The 17,898-nt window shown below is 38.1% G+C and carries 12 protein-coding genes and 2 pseudogenes; 5 read left to right on the forward strand and 9 right to left on the reverse strand.

What is annotated here, in order from left to right; all coding sequences use genetic code 11:
* The first annotated feature begins 353 nt into the window (after positions 1–353).
* The 3 genes from MJX77_RS01815 to MJX77_RS01825 all read left to right on the forward strand — a co-directional run bounded on the left by MJX77_RS01815 (position 354) and on the right by MJX77_RS01825 (position 4,796).
* Positions 354–3,185, forward strand: a complete 2,832-nt coding sequence (locus MJX77_RS01815; RefSeq protein WP_151964519.1) for a ribonucleoside-diphosphate reductase subunit alpha — start codon at positions 354–356, stop codon at positions 3,183–3,185.
* A gap of 54 nt (positions 3,186–3,239) precedes the next feature.
* Positions 3,240–3,374 carry a preprotein translocase subunit YajC gene (locus MJX77_RS01820; protein ID WP_081399196.1) on the forward strand — a complete coding sequence of 45 codons (135 nt, stop codon included), beginning with the start codon at positions 3,240–3,242 and terminating at the stop codon, positions 3,372–3,374.
* Between the two features lie 138 nt (positions 3,375–3,512).
* Positions 3,513–4,796, forward strand: a complete 1,284-nt coding sequence (locus MJX77_RS01825; protein WP_005302967.1) for a ribonucleotide-diphosphate reductase subunit beta — start codon at positions 3,513–3,515, stop codon at positions 4,794–4,796.
* Between the two features lie 418 nt (positions 4,797–5,214).
* On the opposite strand, the gene MJX77_RS01830 is transcribed toward MJX77_RS01825, so the two are convergent.
* The 3 genes and pseudogenes from MJX77_RS01830 to MJX77_RS01840 form a co-directional block, all read right to left on the reverse strand.
* Positions 5,215–5,973: a sulfite exporter TauE/SafE family protein gene (locus MJX77_RS01830; protein ID WP_252060420.1), complete on the reverse strand. Its 759-nt coding sequence runs from the start codon at positions 5,971–5,973 to the stop codon at positions 5,215–5,217.
* Positions 5,974–6,146: 173 nt separating this feature from the next.
* Positions 6,147–7,229 carry a cell division protein ZapE gene (zapE, locus tag MJX77_RS01835; RefSeq protein ID WP_252060421.1) on the reverse strand — a complete coding sequence of 361 codons (1,083 nt, stop codon included), beginning with the start codon at positions 7,227–7,229 and terminating at the stop codon, positions 6,147–6,149.
* Between the two features lie 50 nt (positions 7,230–7,279).
* Positions 7,280–7,474, reverse strand: a pseudogene (locus MJX77_RS01840) (hypothetical protein); the annotation flags it as partial.
* Between the two features lie 3 nt (positions 7,475–7,477).
* Here MJX77_RS01840 and MJX77_RS01845 point away from each other — a divergent pair.
* Positions 7,478–7,642: pseudogene (locus MJX77_RS01845) on the forward strand (LysR family transcriptional regulator); the annotation flags it as partial.
* Positions 7,643–7,648: 6 nt separating this feature from the next.
* Here MJX77_RS01845 and MJX77_RS01850 read toward each other — a convergent pair.
* The 3 genes from MJX77_RS01850 to MJX77_RS01860 all read right to left on the reverse strand — a co-directional run bounded on the left by MJX77_RS01850 (position 7,649) and on the right by MJX77_RS01860 (position 9,219).
* Entirely contained in the window at positions 7,649–8,224 is a 576-nt protein-coding gene (locus tag MJX77_RS01850) for a hypothetical protein (protein WP_252060422.1), read from the reverse strand.
* 11 nt (positions 8,225–8,235) lie between these two features.
* A complete protein-coding gene (locus MJX77_RS01855) occupies positions 8,236–8,547 on the reverse strand; it encodes a hypothetical protein (protein ID WP_111855889.1) in 312 nt (103 codons plus the stop codon).
* Positions 8,548–8,619: 72 nt separating this feature from the next.
* Positions 8,620–9,219, reverse strand: a complete 600-nt coding sequence (locus tag MJX77_RS01860) for a TetR/AcrR family transcriptional regulator (RefSeq protein ID WP_252060423.1) — start codon at positions 9,217–9,219, stop codon at positions 8,620–8,622.
* Between the two features lie 119 nt (positions 9,220–9,338).
* Here MJX77_RS01860 and MJX77_RS01865 point away from each other — a divergent pair, with 119 nt between their 5' ends.
* A complete protein-coding gene (locus MJX77_RS01865; RefSeq protein WP_252060424.1) occupies positions 9,339–9,668 on the forward strand; it encodes a darcynin family protein in 330 nt (109 codons plus the stop codon).
* An 81-nt stretch (positions 9,669–9,749) separates the two neighbouring features.
* On the opposite strand, the gene MJX77_RS19315 is transcribed toward MJX77_RS01865, so the two are convergent.
* The 3 genes from MJX77_RS19315 to MJX77_RS01890 form a co-directional block, all read right to left on the reverse strand.
* Complete coding sequence (locus MJX77_RS19315; RefSeq protein WP_286089232.1) at positions 9,750–15,725, reverse strand: beta strand repeat-containing protein; 5,976 nt, start codon at positions 15,723–15,725, stop codon at positions 9,750–9,752.
* A 24-nt stretch (positions 15,726–15,749) separates the two neighbouring features.
* Complete coding sequence (locus MJX77_RS01885) at positions 15,750–16,325, reverse strand: hypothetical protein (RefSeq protein WP_252060425.1); 576 nt, start codon at positions 16,323–16,325, stop codon at positions 15,750–15,752.
* Positions 16,326–16,812: 487 nt separating this feature from the next.
* The gene (locus MJX77_RS01890; RefSeq protein WP_252060426.1) at positions 16,813–17,367 is read right to left on the reverse strand and encodes a TetR/AcrR family transcriptional regulator; all 555 of its coding nucleotides are present in this window, start codon (positions 17,365–17,367) and stop codon (positions 16,813–16,815) included.
* Between the last annotated feature and the right edge of the window lie 531 nt (positions 17,368–17,898).

Raw genomic sequence — 17,898 nt, forward strand, 5'->3', positions numbered from 1 at the left:
TTAGTTATTGTTATGAAATTTCATATTCTATTCATATTTCCAATGTATGAATATTAAACAAATTATTTCTTCACCTACATTAATTGTATTTAAGTGCTTGTTTTTTGAGTTATCCACAAAGTTATCTATAAGCGTTTTTTAATAGCTTTGCTATGCTATCTCCCATCAAATCATACAGATAAAAAATTACTAAAAAGTCAAGATTGATCTGCTATGAAAAATCCCGTATCTTGTGTTCAAAATAAACTTTAACTACTAAGTCTTGTGTTTATCCCTCAAACATCGTGGCATACTTTTTGCTCGGTTCAAACGGTCTATAAACATAACAAAAGTGACAATGGAGCTATGCTGGCATGAGCGTAATTACTTCGACTCCCGGTCAAATTCAGGTGATCAAACGCACTGGAGATGTTGCTGCATTTGATGCAGAGAAAATTTCTGTTGCGATTGGTAAAGCTTTTCTTGCTGTGGAAGGTCAACAGAGTTCGGATTCAAGCCGTATTCACGACCGTATTACCCAACTGACGGAAATGGTATTAAATACTTTCACTCGTCGTTTACCATCAGGCGGTACAATCCATATTGAAGAAATTCAAGATCAGGTTGAACTTGCTTTAATGCGTACCGGAGAACAGAAAGTTGCCCGCGCTTACGTGATTTACCGCGAACAACGTACTACTGCTCGTCAGCAAACGAACTCAAACCACCATCCTACGTTACAAGTTACCGATGCTAACGGTCAGCTTCAGCCACTTGATTTAAGTGCATTGCAAGCAACTGTAGCGAAAGCAGCTGAAGGTTTGGAAGGTATTGACGTTCAGGCTATTGTTGATGAAACCGTTAAGAACTTATATAACGGCGTAAAAGAAAGTGATATTGCCACTACAATGATGATGGCAACACGTACTCGTATTGAACAAGAACCAAACTATACTTACGTAACTGCACGTTTGCTTTCTAGTGAATTAGTGAGCACAGGTTTAGCATTCTTAGGCTTGCCTACAGATACTCCTGAAAACAATGCACTTGAAGCCTTTTTGAAAAAAGGTGTAGAGCTTGACTTGCTTTCACCAGACTTGCTTGATTTTGATTTAGAGAAATTGGCAGCAGCAATTCAGCCAGAACGCTCTAATCAGTTTACCTACTTAGGTTTACAGACTTTATTTGACCGTTACTTCATTCACTCAAACGGCGTTCGCTTCGAATTACCACAATTATTCTTTATGCGTGTGTCGATGGGTCTTGCGTTAAATGAGCAAGATAAAGAAGAACGTGCAATCGAGTTCTATAACTTATTGTCTAGCTTCGACTACATGGCGTCTACGCCTACCCTGTTTAACTCAGGTACATTACGTCCACAGCTTTCTAGTTGTTACTTAACAACAATTGGCGATGACCTTTACGACATTTATGGCGCAATGCGTGATAACGCTATGCTTTCTAAATGGGCTGGTGGTTTAGGAAATGACTGGACACCTGTACGTGCCTTGAACTCTTACATTAAGGGTACAAACGGTAAGTCTCAGGGTGTGGTTCCATTCTTGAAAGTTGCGAACGATACAGCTGTTGCAGTAAACCAAGGTGGTAAGCGTAAAGGTGCCGTGTGTGCATACTTAGAAACTTGGCACTTAGACATCGAAGAGTTTTTAGAACTTCGTAAAAACACTGGTGATGACCGTCGCCGTACACACGACATGAACACTGCGAACTGGGTTCCAGACTTGTTTATGCAACGTGTATTTGAAGATGGTGAATGGACACTATTTACCCCTTCTGAAACTCCAGACTTGCACGACTTAACTGGTGCTGAATTTGCTGAGCGTTATGCTTACTATGAGTCTGTAGCGAAAGAAACCAACATGCTACATAAGAAAGTACGTGCTAAAGACTTATGGCGCAAAATGCTTTCTATGTTGTTTGAAACTGGTCACCCGTGGATTACGTTCAAAGATGTATGTAACTTACGTTCACCACAACAACATGTTGGTGTAGTTCACTCATCTAACTTATGTACTGAAATTACCTTGAATACAAATCAAGACGAAATCGCAGTATGTAACTTAGGCTCAATCAACCTTGTACAACACGTTCAAGGTGGTGTGTTAGACCGTGAGAAGTTAGCTCGCACAATTAAAACAGCAGTACGCATGCTCGATAACGTTATCGACATTAACTACTACGCTGTACCACAAGCGAAAAACTCGAACTTGAAACACCGCCCAGTGGGTATGGGTATCATGGGCTTCCAAGATGCTCTATATGAAATGAACATCGCTTACGGTTCAGACGCTGCTATTGATTTTGCTGATGAATCAATGGAAGTGATTAGCTACTACGCGATTGAAACTTCAAGCAACTTAGCTGTTGAACGTGGTTCTTACTCAACATTCAAAGGTTCATTGTGGGATCAAGGTATCCTTCCAATCGACTCTTTAGAAATTGTTGCGAAATCTCGTCCAGAACGCATGTTCGAAGTTGACCGTACTCAACGTCTAGACTGGGATACTTTACGTACAAAAGTTCAAAAAGACGGTATGCGTAACTCAAACGTGATGGCGATTGCTCCTACTGCAACCATCTCTAACATTTGTGGTGTTTCTCAGTCTATTGAGCCAACATTCCAGAACTTATATGTGAAATCTAACTTGTCTGGTGAGTTCACTGTAATTAACCCTTACCTCGTTCGTGCATTAAAAGATCGTGGTCTTTGGGACACAGTGATGGTTAATGACTTGAAACACTTTGAAGGTTCAGTACAAAAAATTGCTCGTATTCCTGAAGAATTAAAAGCAATCTTTGCTACTGCGTTTGAAGTAGATACACGTTGGATCGTTGATGCTGCATCACGCCGTCAAAAGTGGATTGATCAAGCTCAGTCTCTTAACCTTTACATCTCTGGTGCTAATGGTAAGAAACTTGACATCACTTACAAGATGGCGTGGTTACGTGGTCTTAAGACGACTTATTACCTCCGAGCTTTAGGCGCAACTTCTGCTGAAAAATCTACAATCAACACAGGTGCTTTAAACGCAGTTAAACCTGCGACTGTTGAAGCGGCGGCAGTTGCTGCCCCTGTTGTAGAAGCGAAAAAACCAGAAGCTGTTGAAGAAGATGGTTTTACTCAAGCAGCTCCAGTTCCAATGGCTTGTTCAATCGACAACCCAGATTGTGAAGCTTGCCAATAACATTCAATAAAATTGCTCTTTTTCACTAAAGAGCAATTTTAAGAGGTAAAGATTATGCTTTTTCATCTCAGCCATAACTATATGCTTGGTGTTGGAGTTTTAATCTTTGCCTTTCTTTTCTTTTATATACCGCTGATTTACGCATTTTTCACAATACGTAAGCAACAGCGTAAACAAAATAAGTTGTAGTGAGTAGAGACCAGAGGCCCAAAATTTGGTCATGCATCAATAAAACTTAATTTTGTTTACACATTAAAAGCGTATAGTAGGGACATCTTCGTTTAAGAGATGTCAAATATAGATATACACAACGAAGAGAGAACAAAAATGTCTATCCTTAGTTGGGACGATTTTGAAGATGATTCGCAAAAACCGGCTGCACCTGAACACAAGTCTGCGCCCATCCAACCGGAAAAAACGTCTGATTCGCAGAATGTATCTGCTGCGCAGTCATCATCGCAGAGCGTGGCAGCTCCACAATCCGCTGGAACCCATTCCGTGCGACCAACAGTTGCCTCCGATACGGTGGCTAGAGCCTCTGCAGCCTTAGAACACTTAGATGTTGCCCCTGGCCTTGAAGAGCTAGAAATGGGCGCGCAACGTGTGCAAGTTGACGACAAAGCAATGATTAACTGTCGTGCAGACTTGAACCAGCTTGTTCCATTTAAATATGAATGGGCTTGGCAGAAGTACCTTGACGGGTGTGCAAACCACTGGATGCCGCAAGAAGTAAACATGAACCTAGACATCGCGCTTTGGAAGTCTGAAAACGGCTTAACTGAAGATGAGCGTACGATTGTTATGCGTTCTTTAGGTTTCTTCTCGACTGCGGACTCTTTGGTTGCAAACAACTTAGTATTGGCAATTTACCGCCACATTACTAACCCTGAATGCCGTCAGTACATTTTGCGTCAAGCATTTGAAGAAGCGATTCACACCCACGCTTACCAATACTGTATCGAATCTTTAGGCATGGATGAAGGCGAAGTCTTCAATATGTACCGTGAAGTTCCATCTGTTGCGCGTAAAGCAGCGTGGGGATTGAAATATACTCAATCTTTAACTGATCCTAATTTCCACACAGGCACGCCTGAAAACGATCAGCGTTTACTTCGTAACCTGATTGCATTCTACTGTGTTCTTGAAGGGATCTTCTTCTACTGTGGCTTTACTCAAATTTTGAGTATGGGGCGCCGTAACAAGATGAACGGTGTTGCTGAGCAATTCCAATACATCTTGCGTGATGAGTCTATGCACTTGAACTTTGGTATCGATATGATTAACCAAATCAAGATTGAGAACCCTCACCTTTGGAGCGCTGAGTTCCAACAAGAAGTGGTTCAAATGATTGTTGAAGGCACAATGCTTGAAATCGAATATGCGCGTGACACAATGCCACGTGGTGTATTGGGTATGAACGCAAGCATGATGGAAGAATATTTGAAATTCATCTGTAACCGCCGTTTATCTCAGTTAGGTTTACCAGAGCAATTTGCTGGTGTAACGAATCCATTTGCGTGGATGTCTGAGATGATGGACTTACGTAAAGAGAAGAACTTCTTTGAAACTCGCGTAACTGACTACCAAACTGGTGGTGCGTTAAGCTGGTAAGTTTAAGCATCTGCTAAATAAAAAACCGCTATCTATAGCGGTTTTTTATTGGCTATCCCCTGCCGTATCTCACGCACAACACGTTCAGGTATGTATCAATCTTTAGCAATCTTGCTAAATTGACTACCCCTATACATATCACTTGCGATTTTCTCACTTAAATTAATTTTAAATGAACTTAATGCAAAGTTTAGTGCATCTATAGTTAGTCTTTTCAAAACCACTACCACGCCATTAAAATCAAAAATTATAACTGGGTATTTATAATTGGTTTTATTTCACTATAGGTATCAAGGTATTGGTTAATATTTTACACAAAGCAATATATGTATCTTACCCTTCGTTATTAAAACAAATAGAATAAAATTAAAATTATTAATATCTAAATCAATTAGTTTAGAAGCTAAAAATAATAAATCTATATTGTTAAAGTATATTTAACAATAATCGAGATTCCAGATAGCAGCACAATGACATTAATAATCTTCAAGAATTGTTGTTTAGACAATTTGAGTGTAATTCGCTTGCCAATGAACGCACCTATCAACATTGATGGAATAAACAGAAGCGCAAGTGAAAATAAGTTATCCGAAAAGTACACACCTGCTGTAGTAAATAGAATGACTCGAAACACCGTACTGCACCCAATTAATGTAGTTTGAGTGACGCGGATTTTTTCTGGGGTTTCGATTCGTCCGTTAAGATAAATCGCATATAAAAACCCACCACTACCAAACATAGCTCCTAAGAAACCACCAGATAACCCAAAAGGAAAAACAAATTTTTTCTCTAGTTTTTTCTGGGGTTTAAAGCCGCTTAATGAGTAAATCGCATATAAAAGCGTAAATATGCCAAATGCTAGAAGTGCGTAACTTGCATTCACTCTCATCAGTAGTATAAAGCCAAGAAAACTACCGACAAACATAAGTGGTATTAGGAATTTCAATTCAGAAAAGTCTGCCTTCTTACCATCTTTAATAACATTCGAAATGGCAGCAAACATATCTAGTAAGGCTAAAAGGGGAATAATTTGAGAGAGAGGTAAAAAGTTAAGTAATACAGGGCTCGCAATTAACGCAGTTCCAAAACCAACCATTCCAAAAATAATATAAGAAAAAACTATTGTTATTAACATTATTGAAAGTTGCAGCACTGAAAAATATTCTAAAAGATACATTTAAAATTCCATTTTTGATTTTTAACCAAGTCAAACTACACGAAAATATAAATCACCACATAAATATTAGATAATTTTATCAAACATTAAAATATTTAATACTCATTTTTTTTGATTATTTCTTTGTTATAAAAATTTCGCTGTAAAAATAATTTTTATTATAAAAGGATAATTCAAGCAGGCTCTTGAAGTTCCTTGTTATAACTTATGCTTTGCATTTCCTGTAATCGTGAATACGTTCTTTGAAATTCAAATTTAAGCCTCTCGCCTTTATATAATTGATTTAATGGTTGTGAAGCAGCAAAGTATAGTTTGATTTTTTGATCATAAAGTTCATCAATCAAATAAATAAAACGTCTCACGGTATCATAAATTCTATCTGTTAAATCACCAATTCCACTGATAAGCACATAGTCATATTGCATTGCTATCTCAATATAATCAGCTGGGCTTCTGGCTTCTCGGCAAAGGTTTTCAAAGTCGAGCCAAATCACATTCTTATAGCAAGATTTAACCTCGACTGATCTATGGTTGATTAAGATGCTCGTCTTGAGTTCTTTCTGGTTATTTGTAAGCTGCTGGTAAACCGAATGAAGCCATTGTTCTGATTCTTGATTTAATGGAAACCTATAGAAATGGTCATTGGCATTGCTTTCTTTAATGGTTCTATAATCGAGTTGATTACCGATTTTCAAGACCGTGCAATTCTTATTGATATGATCTATGGTCTCTAAAAATCTATCGCGATTTAAACCATCTTTATAAAGATCTTTCGGATCGATATTCGAGGTAGCAACCAATATCACTTTCTTTGAAAATAGCAGATTAAATAGATTTGAAAGTATCATTGCATCGGCAACATTTGATACAAAAAACTCATCGAAGCAAATCAGTTTATAGTTGCTTGCTATGTCATTAGCGATCAACGTTAAAGGATCTTTATTTCCCCGATAGCCAATAAGTTGTTTGTGAATATCTTTTAGGAAATGATGAAAATGCACTCTCATTTTCTTTTTAAAATTAAGGGAGTTATAGAATAAGTCCATAATCCATGTCTTACCTGTTCCTACGCTTCCCCACATATATAGACCTTTAATCTGGGGACTAAAGAAATGATTAGACTGGTTTTCAAGTTTATTCCAAATCTCATCCAATGTTTCAATAGCTTGTCGCTGAGATGGATCTGCAAGAACAACGCCATTATCAATCATGGAATTGTATATCTCGATTGGACTTTGACCCTCATGCTTAAGCATCTTCATTCCCTACGGTAGCCAAGATTGTTGTTGAGTGCTTAATAATAATATCATTCATTATTAAAATTGCTGGGGTAAATAAGAGAACCAACTAAAACGGCTTGGCCTGCAATGCTAACGTGTAATATTGAATCTGTTTTCTCAACTGTTACTAAAACTCGCCCCGGTCTTTGTATGGCTAGACCTTGATATCCCCAATAAATTACTTTCTGATCACATTCGATTAAATCGTGATGAACAAGGAATTACTGCCTTGTTTTGTTGCAAAGGCTTCGGGTTTAGCCCCCATACTACCCGAGCAAACTTTAAAACAAGATGTGTGGTTAATGCGTCATTTAGATACTAAGGATAGTGACTATTCAACGTTGATTAGTGAGACGATTGAAAAAGAACTACAAGAATATCTGTTGTGATAAGTATTAACTTTTATTCTGATATTTAAAAGCTTTTAAAAGTAATATTAAAACAACCACCGCTAGCCAGATTAAAATTAAATACCGCATTAATAAGGTGGGGAACATAACCCAAATCCACCAAGAAGCAATTTTTTCTTCACTAGTTGAAAAATTAATTACACTCCCTTTTTCATCTTCAAAGAGAACACTGCTAGCCACAATTTTATTACCATCAAGAAATATTGAAGGATAAGGAAAAAAACTTCCTTCTAATTTAAGCAATTTTCTAGGTCTATATAATTCACAGAATGAACCATTCTCATTTTTAAAATATGCACAATTGATTAAAAATTTTTTATTTCCCCTTTTTATTATCAGTGATGTCATACGCCCATGTTTAATTTGAAATTCAGGTTCATAAACAACAAAACCCTCTTTTTTAGGAGTGAAAACTATACTTGGGTTAAGAGCACAAAGTAGTACGATCAGACAAAAACCTAAGGTAAAGACAAGAACAAAATTTTTATAAATATACGAATATAATGAAAAAAATGGATCAACCACTTCCCTAGAGATCCACATTTTAAGTTTATAAATCACAACTATCCCCATTATAAAACAATAGTAAAAAAGCCAGAGGCCAATAAAATACCTGTACTAAAAGTACCGACACATACAAGAAAATTTACAATCCATATTTTTTCTTGTTTTACATACTTTTTTACTTGTCTTTCTAAGATAAATAGCAAAAAAACTAGAAAGTAAACTACAAAACTATTAACTGAGTATAAATCATCAAAGTAATTTACTCCTTTACTTCTTTTAGCAAGTAGATAAAACATAAAAATAGAGTAACCTGCTAAACCTAAGAAAATTGAGGTAAATGCCCTTACATCTCCTTTACTCATAATTTCATCTTTCATAAATTCCCCAATAAAAAAATATAATTATTTAATAAAATAAAAAAAGCTATTTTATAGCAAAATTAATAATCTTTAATATAGATTCAAATAACCAAATACAGCTTTTTCAACTCGCTGCTGTAAATGATTTAAATCACTTTCCCCTGCGATGCCTGCCACGTTAATCATTCCTTTGCTTAAAGCAATCACATCTTGTGCGACTGTTTGTGCATGGGAAATGTCAGAACGTATAAACAGATCGGAAATTATGGTTTCAAGCTCATGTTGAAGTTCACTTTCCTCAATGTCTTTTCCAATGAGTTCAGAAGCAAACTCTAGTGTTCGTGCCAACAGGGGACGGCTCAATTGGTGTTGCACAGCAGCGTGTATGACGAGTTTTAATTTTTCTTTTAGGTCTGTAGCGTTATTTTGCTCTATGGCTTCAACAATACGATTTGAAAGCTCAGCTCGCTCACGTCGAATTAACTCGACGATTAAAGCATCTTTAGATGGAAAGTATTGATATAGGCTACCAATGCTTACTCCAGCAAGTTCAGCCACGGCATTTGTGTTAAATCCTGCAAAGCCTAAAGACTCTAAAATGCGAGCAGCCGCTTCTAAAATAGCTTCAAAGGTAGCCGTTGAGCGTGCTTGACGCGGGCGTTTGCGTAGGTCTGGAAGAGTTTCTGACATGGGCCGAAATGCGAGTATATAATGTGAGTAATCACTCATATACTGACTGAGTCATTTTGATATGACAAGCAAATACAGTTTTCAGTTGAGCTACAACTCAGCTCAGTCATGGAGTGGTTATGTCTAGAACCTATACTTTTTTTATTCATTTAAGAGCTTTGCCTGCTTGGTTGGCTTTAGCTCGTGAAAAGCGGGCTGAGTTTAGTGCAAAGAAGCTTGAACCTATTTTTAAAAAATACCCGACTGTAAAAGTTCGATGGTATGACGTTGAAGCGTTTAGCACTAAAGCCAGTGATATTGCTGTGTTTGAGACGACATCTTTGCAAGATTATTATTTTGTGATTGATGTGATTCGAGACTCTGAGTTTTGTACAGTGCCCTACTTTGAGTTTGTAGAGATTATTCCTGCAATTGAAGATGGGTATGTGGAGTATGAAAGTTCTTTATAAAAATTATGAATAAAAAACCGCTATCTAATAGCGGTTTTTTATTCAATCTTTAAGATTTAAATTGAAGTATCACTGATGAAACTAAACTATAAAGACATCTACTTTAATTAAATCATCTAAACTAGTTACATTTGTTTGATTATTTAAAATTAATAACTTAGTAGCTGAATAATTTACATCATTTCCATCTCTATCCAAACTTAGCGTAACTGTTGAACCGCTTTTTTCAAATGATACAAACTGATTAAGATTCTCTTTACTAGCCTGACCAATGATTAACTCTGAAATATTAATTTTATCTCCTTGGGAAATATTAAAGTCTGACCATGTATCAACATTATTACCACCTACAGCATTATTTCCCAAACCTTCTAAAATTTTGAAAATCGCATTATCAGCACCAGTACCGCCATAGATCGTGTCACTACCAGTTCCACCTTCAAAGAGATCATCCCCCACACCGCCACTCAGGATGTCGTTACCAGCACCACCCTCAAGAATGTCATTTCCATTGCCACCATCTAAGGTATCGTTTCCTGCTCCACCTTTTAGAAGATCATTGCCATCACCACCATAGAGTTTGTCGTCTCCATCTTCTCCCTCAAGGCTGTCATTACCTGCCTGACCATATAATGTGTCATTGCCTGCCCCGCCCAAGATATGGTCAGCTTCTTTGGTCCCCGTTAAACTATCTGCTGCTGCTGCTCCCGCGTACAACTTCGTCAGAATATCTGCAACCGTCAGACTCATGCCATCTGCAAACTCGATTCGTTGGAGCGAGTTATAGTTATTGACTGGACTGTCCTGATAAAGGAAGCCATTAAACGTAATCTTGTCCGTACTACCAGAGATGGATACCTCCACGGCACCATTACCGCCAACATCAGGGTCAGAAACCTGCTTTAAAATAATGTCGGAGGCAGTAATTCCTTCTTTAAGTTGAAGGGTATTGGTCTTATTGATCGTCGTGTCATAACTCACCCGAACAACATCCTGCCCATCTCCTCGACCAAACAGGTAAACGTTATTTCCGGCTCCGCCATAGAGAGTATCGTTCCCTATACCACCTTCCAGAATATCTGAACCTGTTCCCCCATCAAGTGTATCGTTTCCTGCTCCACCTTTTAGAAGGTCATTGCCATCACCACCATAGAGTTTGTCGTCTCCATCTTCTCCCTCAAGGCTGTCATTACCTGCCTGACCATATAATGTGTCATTGCCTGCCCCGCCCAAGATATGGTCAGCTTCTTTGGTCCCCGTTAAACTATCTGCTGCTGCTGTTCCCGCATACAACTTCGTCAGAATATCTGCAACCGTCAGACTCGTGCCATCTGTAAACTCGATTCGCTGTAATGAGCTATACGGATTATTCAATGAATCCTGATAAAGCACATCCTGGAATGTGATTTTATCCGTACTCCCTGAAATGCTAATTTCAAGTCCGGTACCCACCTGTTTGATAATCAGGTCTGAAGCGGTGATACCTTCTTTTAATCTCAGGATATTCAATTTGTTTACATCATTGTTATAGCTTGAACTAACTGTATCCTGTCCGTCACCTCGGCCAAACACATAGATGTTGTTACCCAAACCACCATTCAGCGTGTCGTTGCCCGTACCACCATCAAAGAGGTCATCACCCGCACCTCCACTCAAGATGTCGTTACCAGCACCACCCTCAAGAATGTCATTTCCATTGCCACCATCTAAGGTATCGTTACCCAGTCCACCCTTGAGGATATCTGCACCTTCTTCACCATACAGTTTGTCGTCGCCATCTCCACCTTCAAGCGTATCGTTCCCTCCACGTCCATATAACGTGTCGTTCCCCAAGCCACCCAGTAAGTGATCCGCATCTGTAGTTCCAGCCAACCAGTCGGCACCGTCCGTTCCCTGATACGCCTGCTGTAAAATATCGGCAACTTTCAGACTGGTCCCGTCTGCAAACTCGATTCGCTGTAATGAGCTATACGGATTATTCAATGAATCCTGATAAAGCACATCCTGGAATGTGATTTTATCCGTACTCCCTGAAATGCTAATTTCAAGTCCGGTACCCACCTGTTTGATAATCAGGTCTGAAGCAGTGATACCTTCTTTTAATCTCAGGATATTCAATTTGTTTACATCATTGTTATAGCTTGAACTGACTGTATCCTGTCCGTCACCTCGGCCAAACACATAGATGTTGTTACCCAAACCACCATTCAGCGTGTCGTTGCCCGTACCACCATCAAAGAGGTCATCACCCGCACCTCCACTCAAGATGTCGTTACCAGCACCACCCTCAAGAATGTCATTTCCATTGCCACCATCTAAGGTATCGTTACCCAGTCCACCCTTGAGGATATCTGCACCTTCTTCACCATACAGTTTGTCGTCGCCATCTCCACCTTCAAGCGTATCGTTCCCTCCACGTCCATATAACGTGTCGTTCCCCAAGCCACCCAGTAAGTGATCCGCATCTGTAGTTCCAGCCAACCAGTCGGCACCGTCCGTTCCCTGATACGCCTGCTGTAAAATATCGGCAACTTTCAGACTGGTCCCGTCTGCAAACTCGATTCGCTGTAATGAGCTATACGGATTATTCAATGAATCCTGATAAAGCACATCCTGGAATGTGATTTTATCCGTACTCCCTGAAATGCTAATTTCAAGTCCGGTACCCACCTGTTTGATAATCAGGTCTGAAGCAGTGATACCTTCTTTTAATCTCAGGATATTCAATTTGTTTACATCATTGTTATAGCTTGAACTGACTGTATCCTGTCCGTCACCTCGGCCAAACACATAGATGTTGTTACCCAAACCACCATTCAGCGTGTCGTTGCCCGTACCACCATCAAAGAGGTCATCACCCGCACCTCCACTCAAGATGTCGTTACCAGCACCACCCTCAAGAATGTCATTTCCATTGCCACCATCTAAGGTATCGTTACCCAGTCCACCCTTGAGGATATCTGCACCTTCTTCACCATACAGTTTGTCGTCGCCATCTCCACCTTCAAGCGTATCGTTCCCTCCACGTCCATATAACGTGTCGTTCCCCAAGCCACCCAGTAAGTGATCCGCATCTGTAGTTCCAGCCAACCAGTCGGCACCGTCCGTTCCCTGATACGCCTGCTGTAAAATATCGGCAACTTTCAGACTGGTCCCGTCTGCAAACTCGATTCGCTGTAATGAGCTATACGGATTATTCAATGAATCCTGATAAAGCACATCCTGGAATGTGATTTTATCCGTACTCCCTGAAATGCTAATTTCAAGTCCGGTACCCACCTGTTTGATAATCAGGTCTGAAGCGGTGATACCTTCTTTTAATCTCAGGATATTCAATTTGTTTACATCATTGTTATAGCTTGAACTGACTGTATCCTGTCCGTCACCTCGGCCAAACACATAGATGTTGTTACCCAAACCACCATTCAGCGTGTCGTTGCCCGTACCACCATCAAAGAGGTCATCACCCGCACCGCCACTCAAGATGTCGTTACCAGCACCACCCTCAAGAACGTCATTTCCATTGCCGCCATCTAAGGTATCGTTACCCAGTCCACCCTTGAGGATATCTGCACCTTCTTCGCCATACAGTTTGTCGTCGCCATCTCCACCTTCAAGCGTATCGTTCCCTCCACGTCCATATAACGTGTCGTTCCCCAAGCCACCCAGTAAGTGATCCGCATCTGTAGTTCCAGCCAACCAGTCGGCACCGTCCGTTCCCTGATACGCCTGCTGTAAAATATCGGCAACTTTCAGACTGGTCCCGTCTGCAAACTCGATTCGCTGTAATGAGCTATACGGATTATTCAATGAATCCTGATAAAGCACATCCTGGAATGTGATTTTATCCGTACTCCCTGAAATGCTAATTTCAAGTCCGGTACCCACCTGTTTGATAATCAGGTCTGAAGCAGTGATACCTTCTTTTAATCTCAGGATATTCAATTTGTTTACATCATTGTTATAGCTTGAACTGACTGTATCCTGTCCGTCACCTCGGCCAAACACATAGATGTTGTTACCCAAACCACCATTCAGCGTGTCGTTGCCCGTACCACCATCAAAGAGGTCATCACCCGCACCGCCACTCAAGATGTCGTTACCAGCACCACCCTCAAGAACGTCATTTCCGGTCCCACCATTGAGGATATCATTACCTGAACCACCTACGAGAATGTCATCTTGAGTAGTACCATTTAAGGTATCATTTCGTTGTGTTCCCATAATAAAGCTTATTTTATTCAATGTTATTAGATCGATCTTAGATGCTAAATTGCTCCATAATCCCTGATCAATTGCTTCATTTAAGAACTGAATTAATAATACTTTTCCTCCCGCCAACCAATTAGTTAAAATATCAGGATGATGGTTTACTAAATCACTTAAATCGGTAAATGCTTTCTCTGGGTTAGTTATAAAAATTTTCTCTAATTTTTCCTGAATTCCAGAATAATCAAATAACTCAGCTGGATCTGTTGCTTGTAAATTGAGTTTAATTTCTGCCAAATAATCATCTAAACGTGTTTGATAAAGCAAGCCCGTATAAATACCTTCTTTCAAACTCACATATGCATTATTTATAATATTAAAAACATTTTTAATATCTGCTTCATTTTCATAATAAACCTGTGAAGGTTTTGAACCAGAAAATGCATCTAATATTGGAAGTATATGATGAATTTTATCTAACATTGCCTGTGATTCTTTTGACAATGGTGCTGCTAAAGTAACTGTTGCCGCTTGTCCTGGTGTTAATGCAATACCTTCATTAGCAGTTTTAACCCAAGATACCATTCGCACTTCATTTGCATCTTTAAAATCTGGATCAGTTTTCGCCCAATTTAAAATCAATTGGTCTAATAAATCATACTGCTCAGCCTTTGTTTCTGCATTTGAATAATTTTTTAATGTTTCTGCTAGCTCTGGAGATAAAGCGGCAGCTTCTCTAAGATCACGGACACGTCCAGCACCTTGTAGATTTGCAGCTTGTTGTTGTTCTGCTGTTAATTCAATAGTGTTATTAAATCTACTGTAGATACTATCAAAACTAAAATTGACATCTCCCATTATATGGCTTTGACCATCTAGAGTTTCAAAGCTTCCAGTTTGAGCCAAGATATTGTCATTACCCAACGCAGTATCAGTATTTGTATGATTTAAATTTAAAGACTGAATCCCTAGTTCCGTCAAACCAAATAGTTCATCTGCTTGACTAACTCCATCTTGATTCAGATCACGCCAAACTTTCAGTTGGTCAAAATTCATATCTTCAGCATTTACTTTACCATCGCCATTGCTATCAAATTCAGCTAGAGCAGCATAACCATTACTTGCTTGACTACCATCCTTTAAAGTTACACTGTCACCAAAGAGTTCACTACCATTATTAATGACACCATCGCCATTACGATCCAATACTAGGATACCGTCATCTGAACTAACCCAACCTGTTGAAGTACGGATCCCATCATTATCATGATCAAATAACACACCAGACAATTTATTGGCAGCAATCGTTTCAATACCATCTTTGTCTAAGTCTAAGATGATTGGGTCATAAATATGATATTTTTTAACACCATCATTATTTAAATTCATCGAACTATTATTTTTATTAAAAGCATCAAACCAATAATTACCAACATCATTAAGAGTATATGAGCCATATTTATTTTCATAAATATTATAAACTAACCCTGCTACTGATAAAGATAACCCTATTACTTGTCCTCCAGGAATAAACATCGACATTGTGCTTGCTATAGAAAGTGCATCTCCGATCGTTAACTTACCAGTATCTCCATTATTATCATAAATATTAACTCCAACTTGTACCATACCAAGAAGATTTCCCGCACCAGAAAGTTTTCCTAAATTTGTTCCAGCTAATTCAGAAAATCCTTCTGCATAAGATACAGCTGTAGCTGTAACCCCAACACCTGTTGAAAGTAATGATTGATTATCTCCAGAATAAGCTATTGCTTGTCCAGAAAGACCAGAAACACTAGATATATTTGTTGATAAGTAATTAAATGTAAGCTGTAATGAATTTGACATAAAATAACACCCCAAAAAATAGAATTAAATTCTATTTTTATGTTTAAAATTTTTTCGAAATAATATTAAAGTAATAACTATGAACCAAAATAAAATTAACCACCTCCCTAATAGTGTGGGGAAAAAGATCCAATTCCACCACAAAATAACATTTACCTTATTTGTTGAAAAATCAATCACATCTCCTTTTTCATCTTCAAAAATAATTCGAGTAACTACAATTTTTTTATCTTTAAAAAATAATGATGAATTAGAAAAAAAACCTCCTTCTACTTTCATTAATTTTCTAGGTTTATATAACTCACAGAATGAACCATTCTCATTTATAAAATATGCACAATTAATAATATTTTTTTTATTTTTATCTTTTATTATCAGTGATGTCATTCGCCCACTTTTTATATAAAAGTCAGGATTATAAACCACAAAAACTTCTTTCTTTGGTGTAAAAATTATACTGGGATTAATAACACAACTAATTACTGCAAGAAAAAAACCAAACATAAAGAAAGCAATAATATTTTTATAAACATACCTATACAATGAAGATATCGGATCAACAACTTCACAAATTATCCACTTTCTAACTTTATAAAACATACTCCCCCCAGTACTAAAATTCCCAATAAAATTAATAAATTTTACGATATATATTTCTTTATCGACTTATATAATTTTTCGTTTAATCTACTAAAAAATAAAAATAACCAACTAACCCCAAAAAAGTGCAACCACCTCCAGTCTCTGATTTGCTCATAATTTCGTTTTTCATAATCTTTCCCCAACAAAAATAAAGTAATTAAACTAAATTTTCATAAAATATAAAACTATTTAATTTTAAATTTATTCTTTCAATTTACATTGAAAAATATTCTACTTTTTATCCTCCAAACTCCTTTAAATCTTCATATGAAATAAGCCGAAATTTTCAACATTATCCTTTCGTATTGCTATAGTTATTCTTAGATGATTAGACACGATTTTCTCTTTTAAGTTTCACAATATTTGTTTGATGCAATATTACCATTAAGTTACTTTTTTATAAGGTGAAATTATGCCATTACGACAAATATTGTCGTTTATAAAACTAATACCCCCTCCCCCAAAACCGCTCCAACACCACATCCCGTTCATCCACACTATTTGAACTCAACACTTGTAGCATCAAGCCATCAATTAGGTTTAAAACCATGTTGGCATCGGGATTAAATGCATTGCTTTCCAGACTAAAGACCAAATCAAAAAGCTCTCGAAGTAGCCATTTTCGATATTCAACTGCCATACGGTAAGCCGTTGGGTAAAGCTGTTTTATTTCAAAAATGGCTTTAAACAAAAGATGGTAAACGCTATTTACATCAACATGTAAACGCACAATTTCTTTAAGTTTATCGCTTGGTTTTGAGTAGCGGTGTGAGTAGACAATTGCCAGCACTTCTTCTTTCAGTCGACTTTTTTGAAAGCTTATGCAGGTTTCAACCAGCTTTTCTTTCGAGTGAAAGTAGTTATAAAGCGTGGCTTTTGGAATTTTAGTTTCTTTGGCAATCAGGTCTACGCCCGTGTTATGAAATCCATAGTGATTAAATAGATCTACTGCGCTATGAATAACTTTTAATTTTTTTGAAGCCTTTTCTAAAGTTGGCATAGTTTTACCATTATAAAAATAGGTTGTTATGTCTGGCTGAGATAAAAAGCCTGTGCCCTTTCTGGGAGAAAAAAAGGCACAGCAAAGCCGTAAGACAGTGCTTGGCACATCTCAAGTTTTATTGTTGATATAAGTTTTTAGCCGTAATGACTTAAAGTCTGAAAAGCGGTTAAGCCTTCAAACTGTTTAAAGATGAATTAAGTGGTGTCGTTATAGCTTTTGGCAATGAGTGCCAAGAATTGATGGATGTGCATAGCCAACTCCTGATTTTGGGAGTTCTGCCAAAGCATTCATTTGGAATTATGGTGGCAGAACGAAAGAGGGTTGACAGACTGGCCTTAAGATCCCAGCACACCCGAGGGTGTCCCCCTTCCGTCCTACCGCTACAAAAAGGGGGACGAGTGAGTCTACATCAAAAAAATGACTTTTTTCAATGCTCTTAAGGACGGCCTGTCAAAGCCGGCTGGCAATGTGGCCAGCAGGCAAAGGATAATCCGAGAGTTGGTAGGTGTCAATGTAGCTTTTATGACA

Source organism: Acinetobacter sp. AHP123 (assembly GCF_023757925.1).
GTDB lineage: Bacteria > Pseudomonadota > Gammaproteobacteria > Pseudomonadales > Moraxellaceae > Acinetobacter > Acinetobacter oleivorans.

Coding starts and splice junctions, on each gene's coding strand:
- MJX77_RS01815 (WP_151964519.1), top strand. CDS start 354: ATGAGCGTAATTACTTCGACTCCCGGTCAAATTCAGGTGATCAAACGC.
- MJX77_RS01820 (WP_081399196.1), top strand. CDS start 3,240: ATGCTTTTTCATCTCAGCCATAACTATATGCTTGGTGTTGGAGTTTTA.
- MJX77_RS01825 (WP_005302967.1), top strand. CDS start 3,513: ATGTCTATCCTTAGTTGGGACGATTTTGAAGATGATTCGCAAAAACCG.
- MJX77_RS01830 (WP_252060420.1), bottom strand. CDS start 5,973: ATGTATCTTTTAGAATATTTTTCAGTGCTGCAACTTTCAATAATGTTA.
- zapE (WP_252060421.1), bottom strand. CDS start 7,229: ATGCTTAAGCATGAGGGTCAAAGTCCAATCGAGATATACAATTCCATG.
- MJX77_RS01855 (WP_111855889.1), bottom strand. CDS start 8,547: ATGAAAGATGAAATTATGAGTAAAGGAGATGTAAGGGCATTTACCTCA.
- MJX77_RS01860 (WP_252060423.1), bottom strand. CDS start 9,219: ATGTCAGAAACTCTTCCAGACCTACGCAAACGCCCGCGTCAAGCACGC.
- MJX77_RS01865 (WP_252060424.1), top strand. CDS start 9,339: ATGTCTAGAACCTATACTTTTTTTATTCATTTAAGAGCTTTGCCTGCT.
- MJX77_RS19315 (WP_286089232.1), bottom strand. CDS start 15,725: ATGTCAAATTCATTACAGCTTACATTTAATTACTTATCAACAAATATA.
- MJX77_RS01885 (WP_252060425.1), bottom strand. CDS start 16,325: ATGTTTTATAAAGTTAGAAAGTGGATAATTTGTGAAGTTGTTGATCCG.
- MJX77_RS01890 (WP_252060426.1), bottom strand. CDS start 17,367: ATGCCAACTTTAGAAAAGGCTTCAAAAAAATTAAAAGTTATTCATAGC.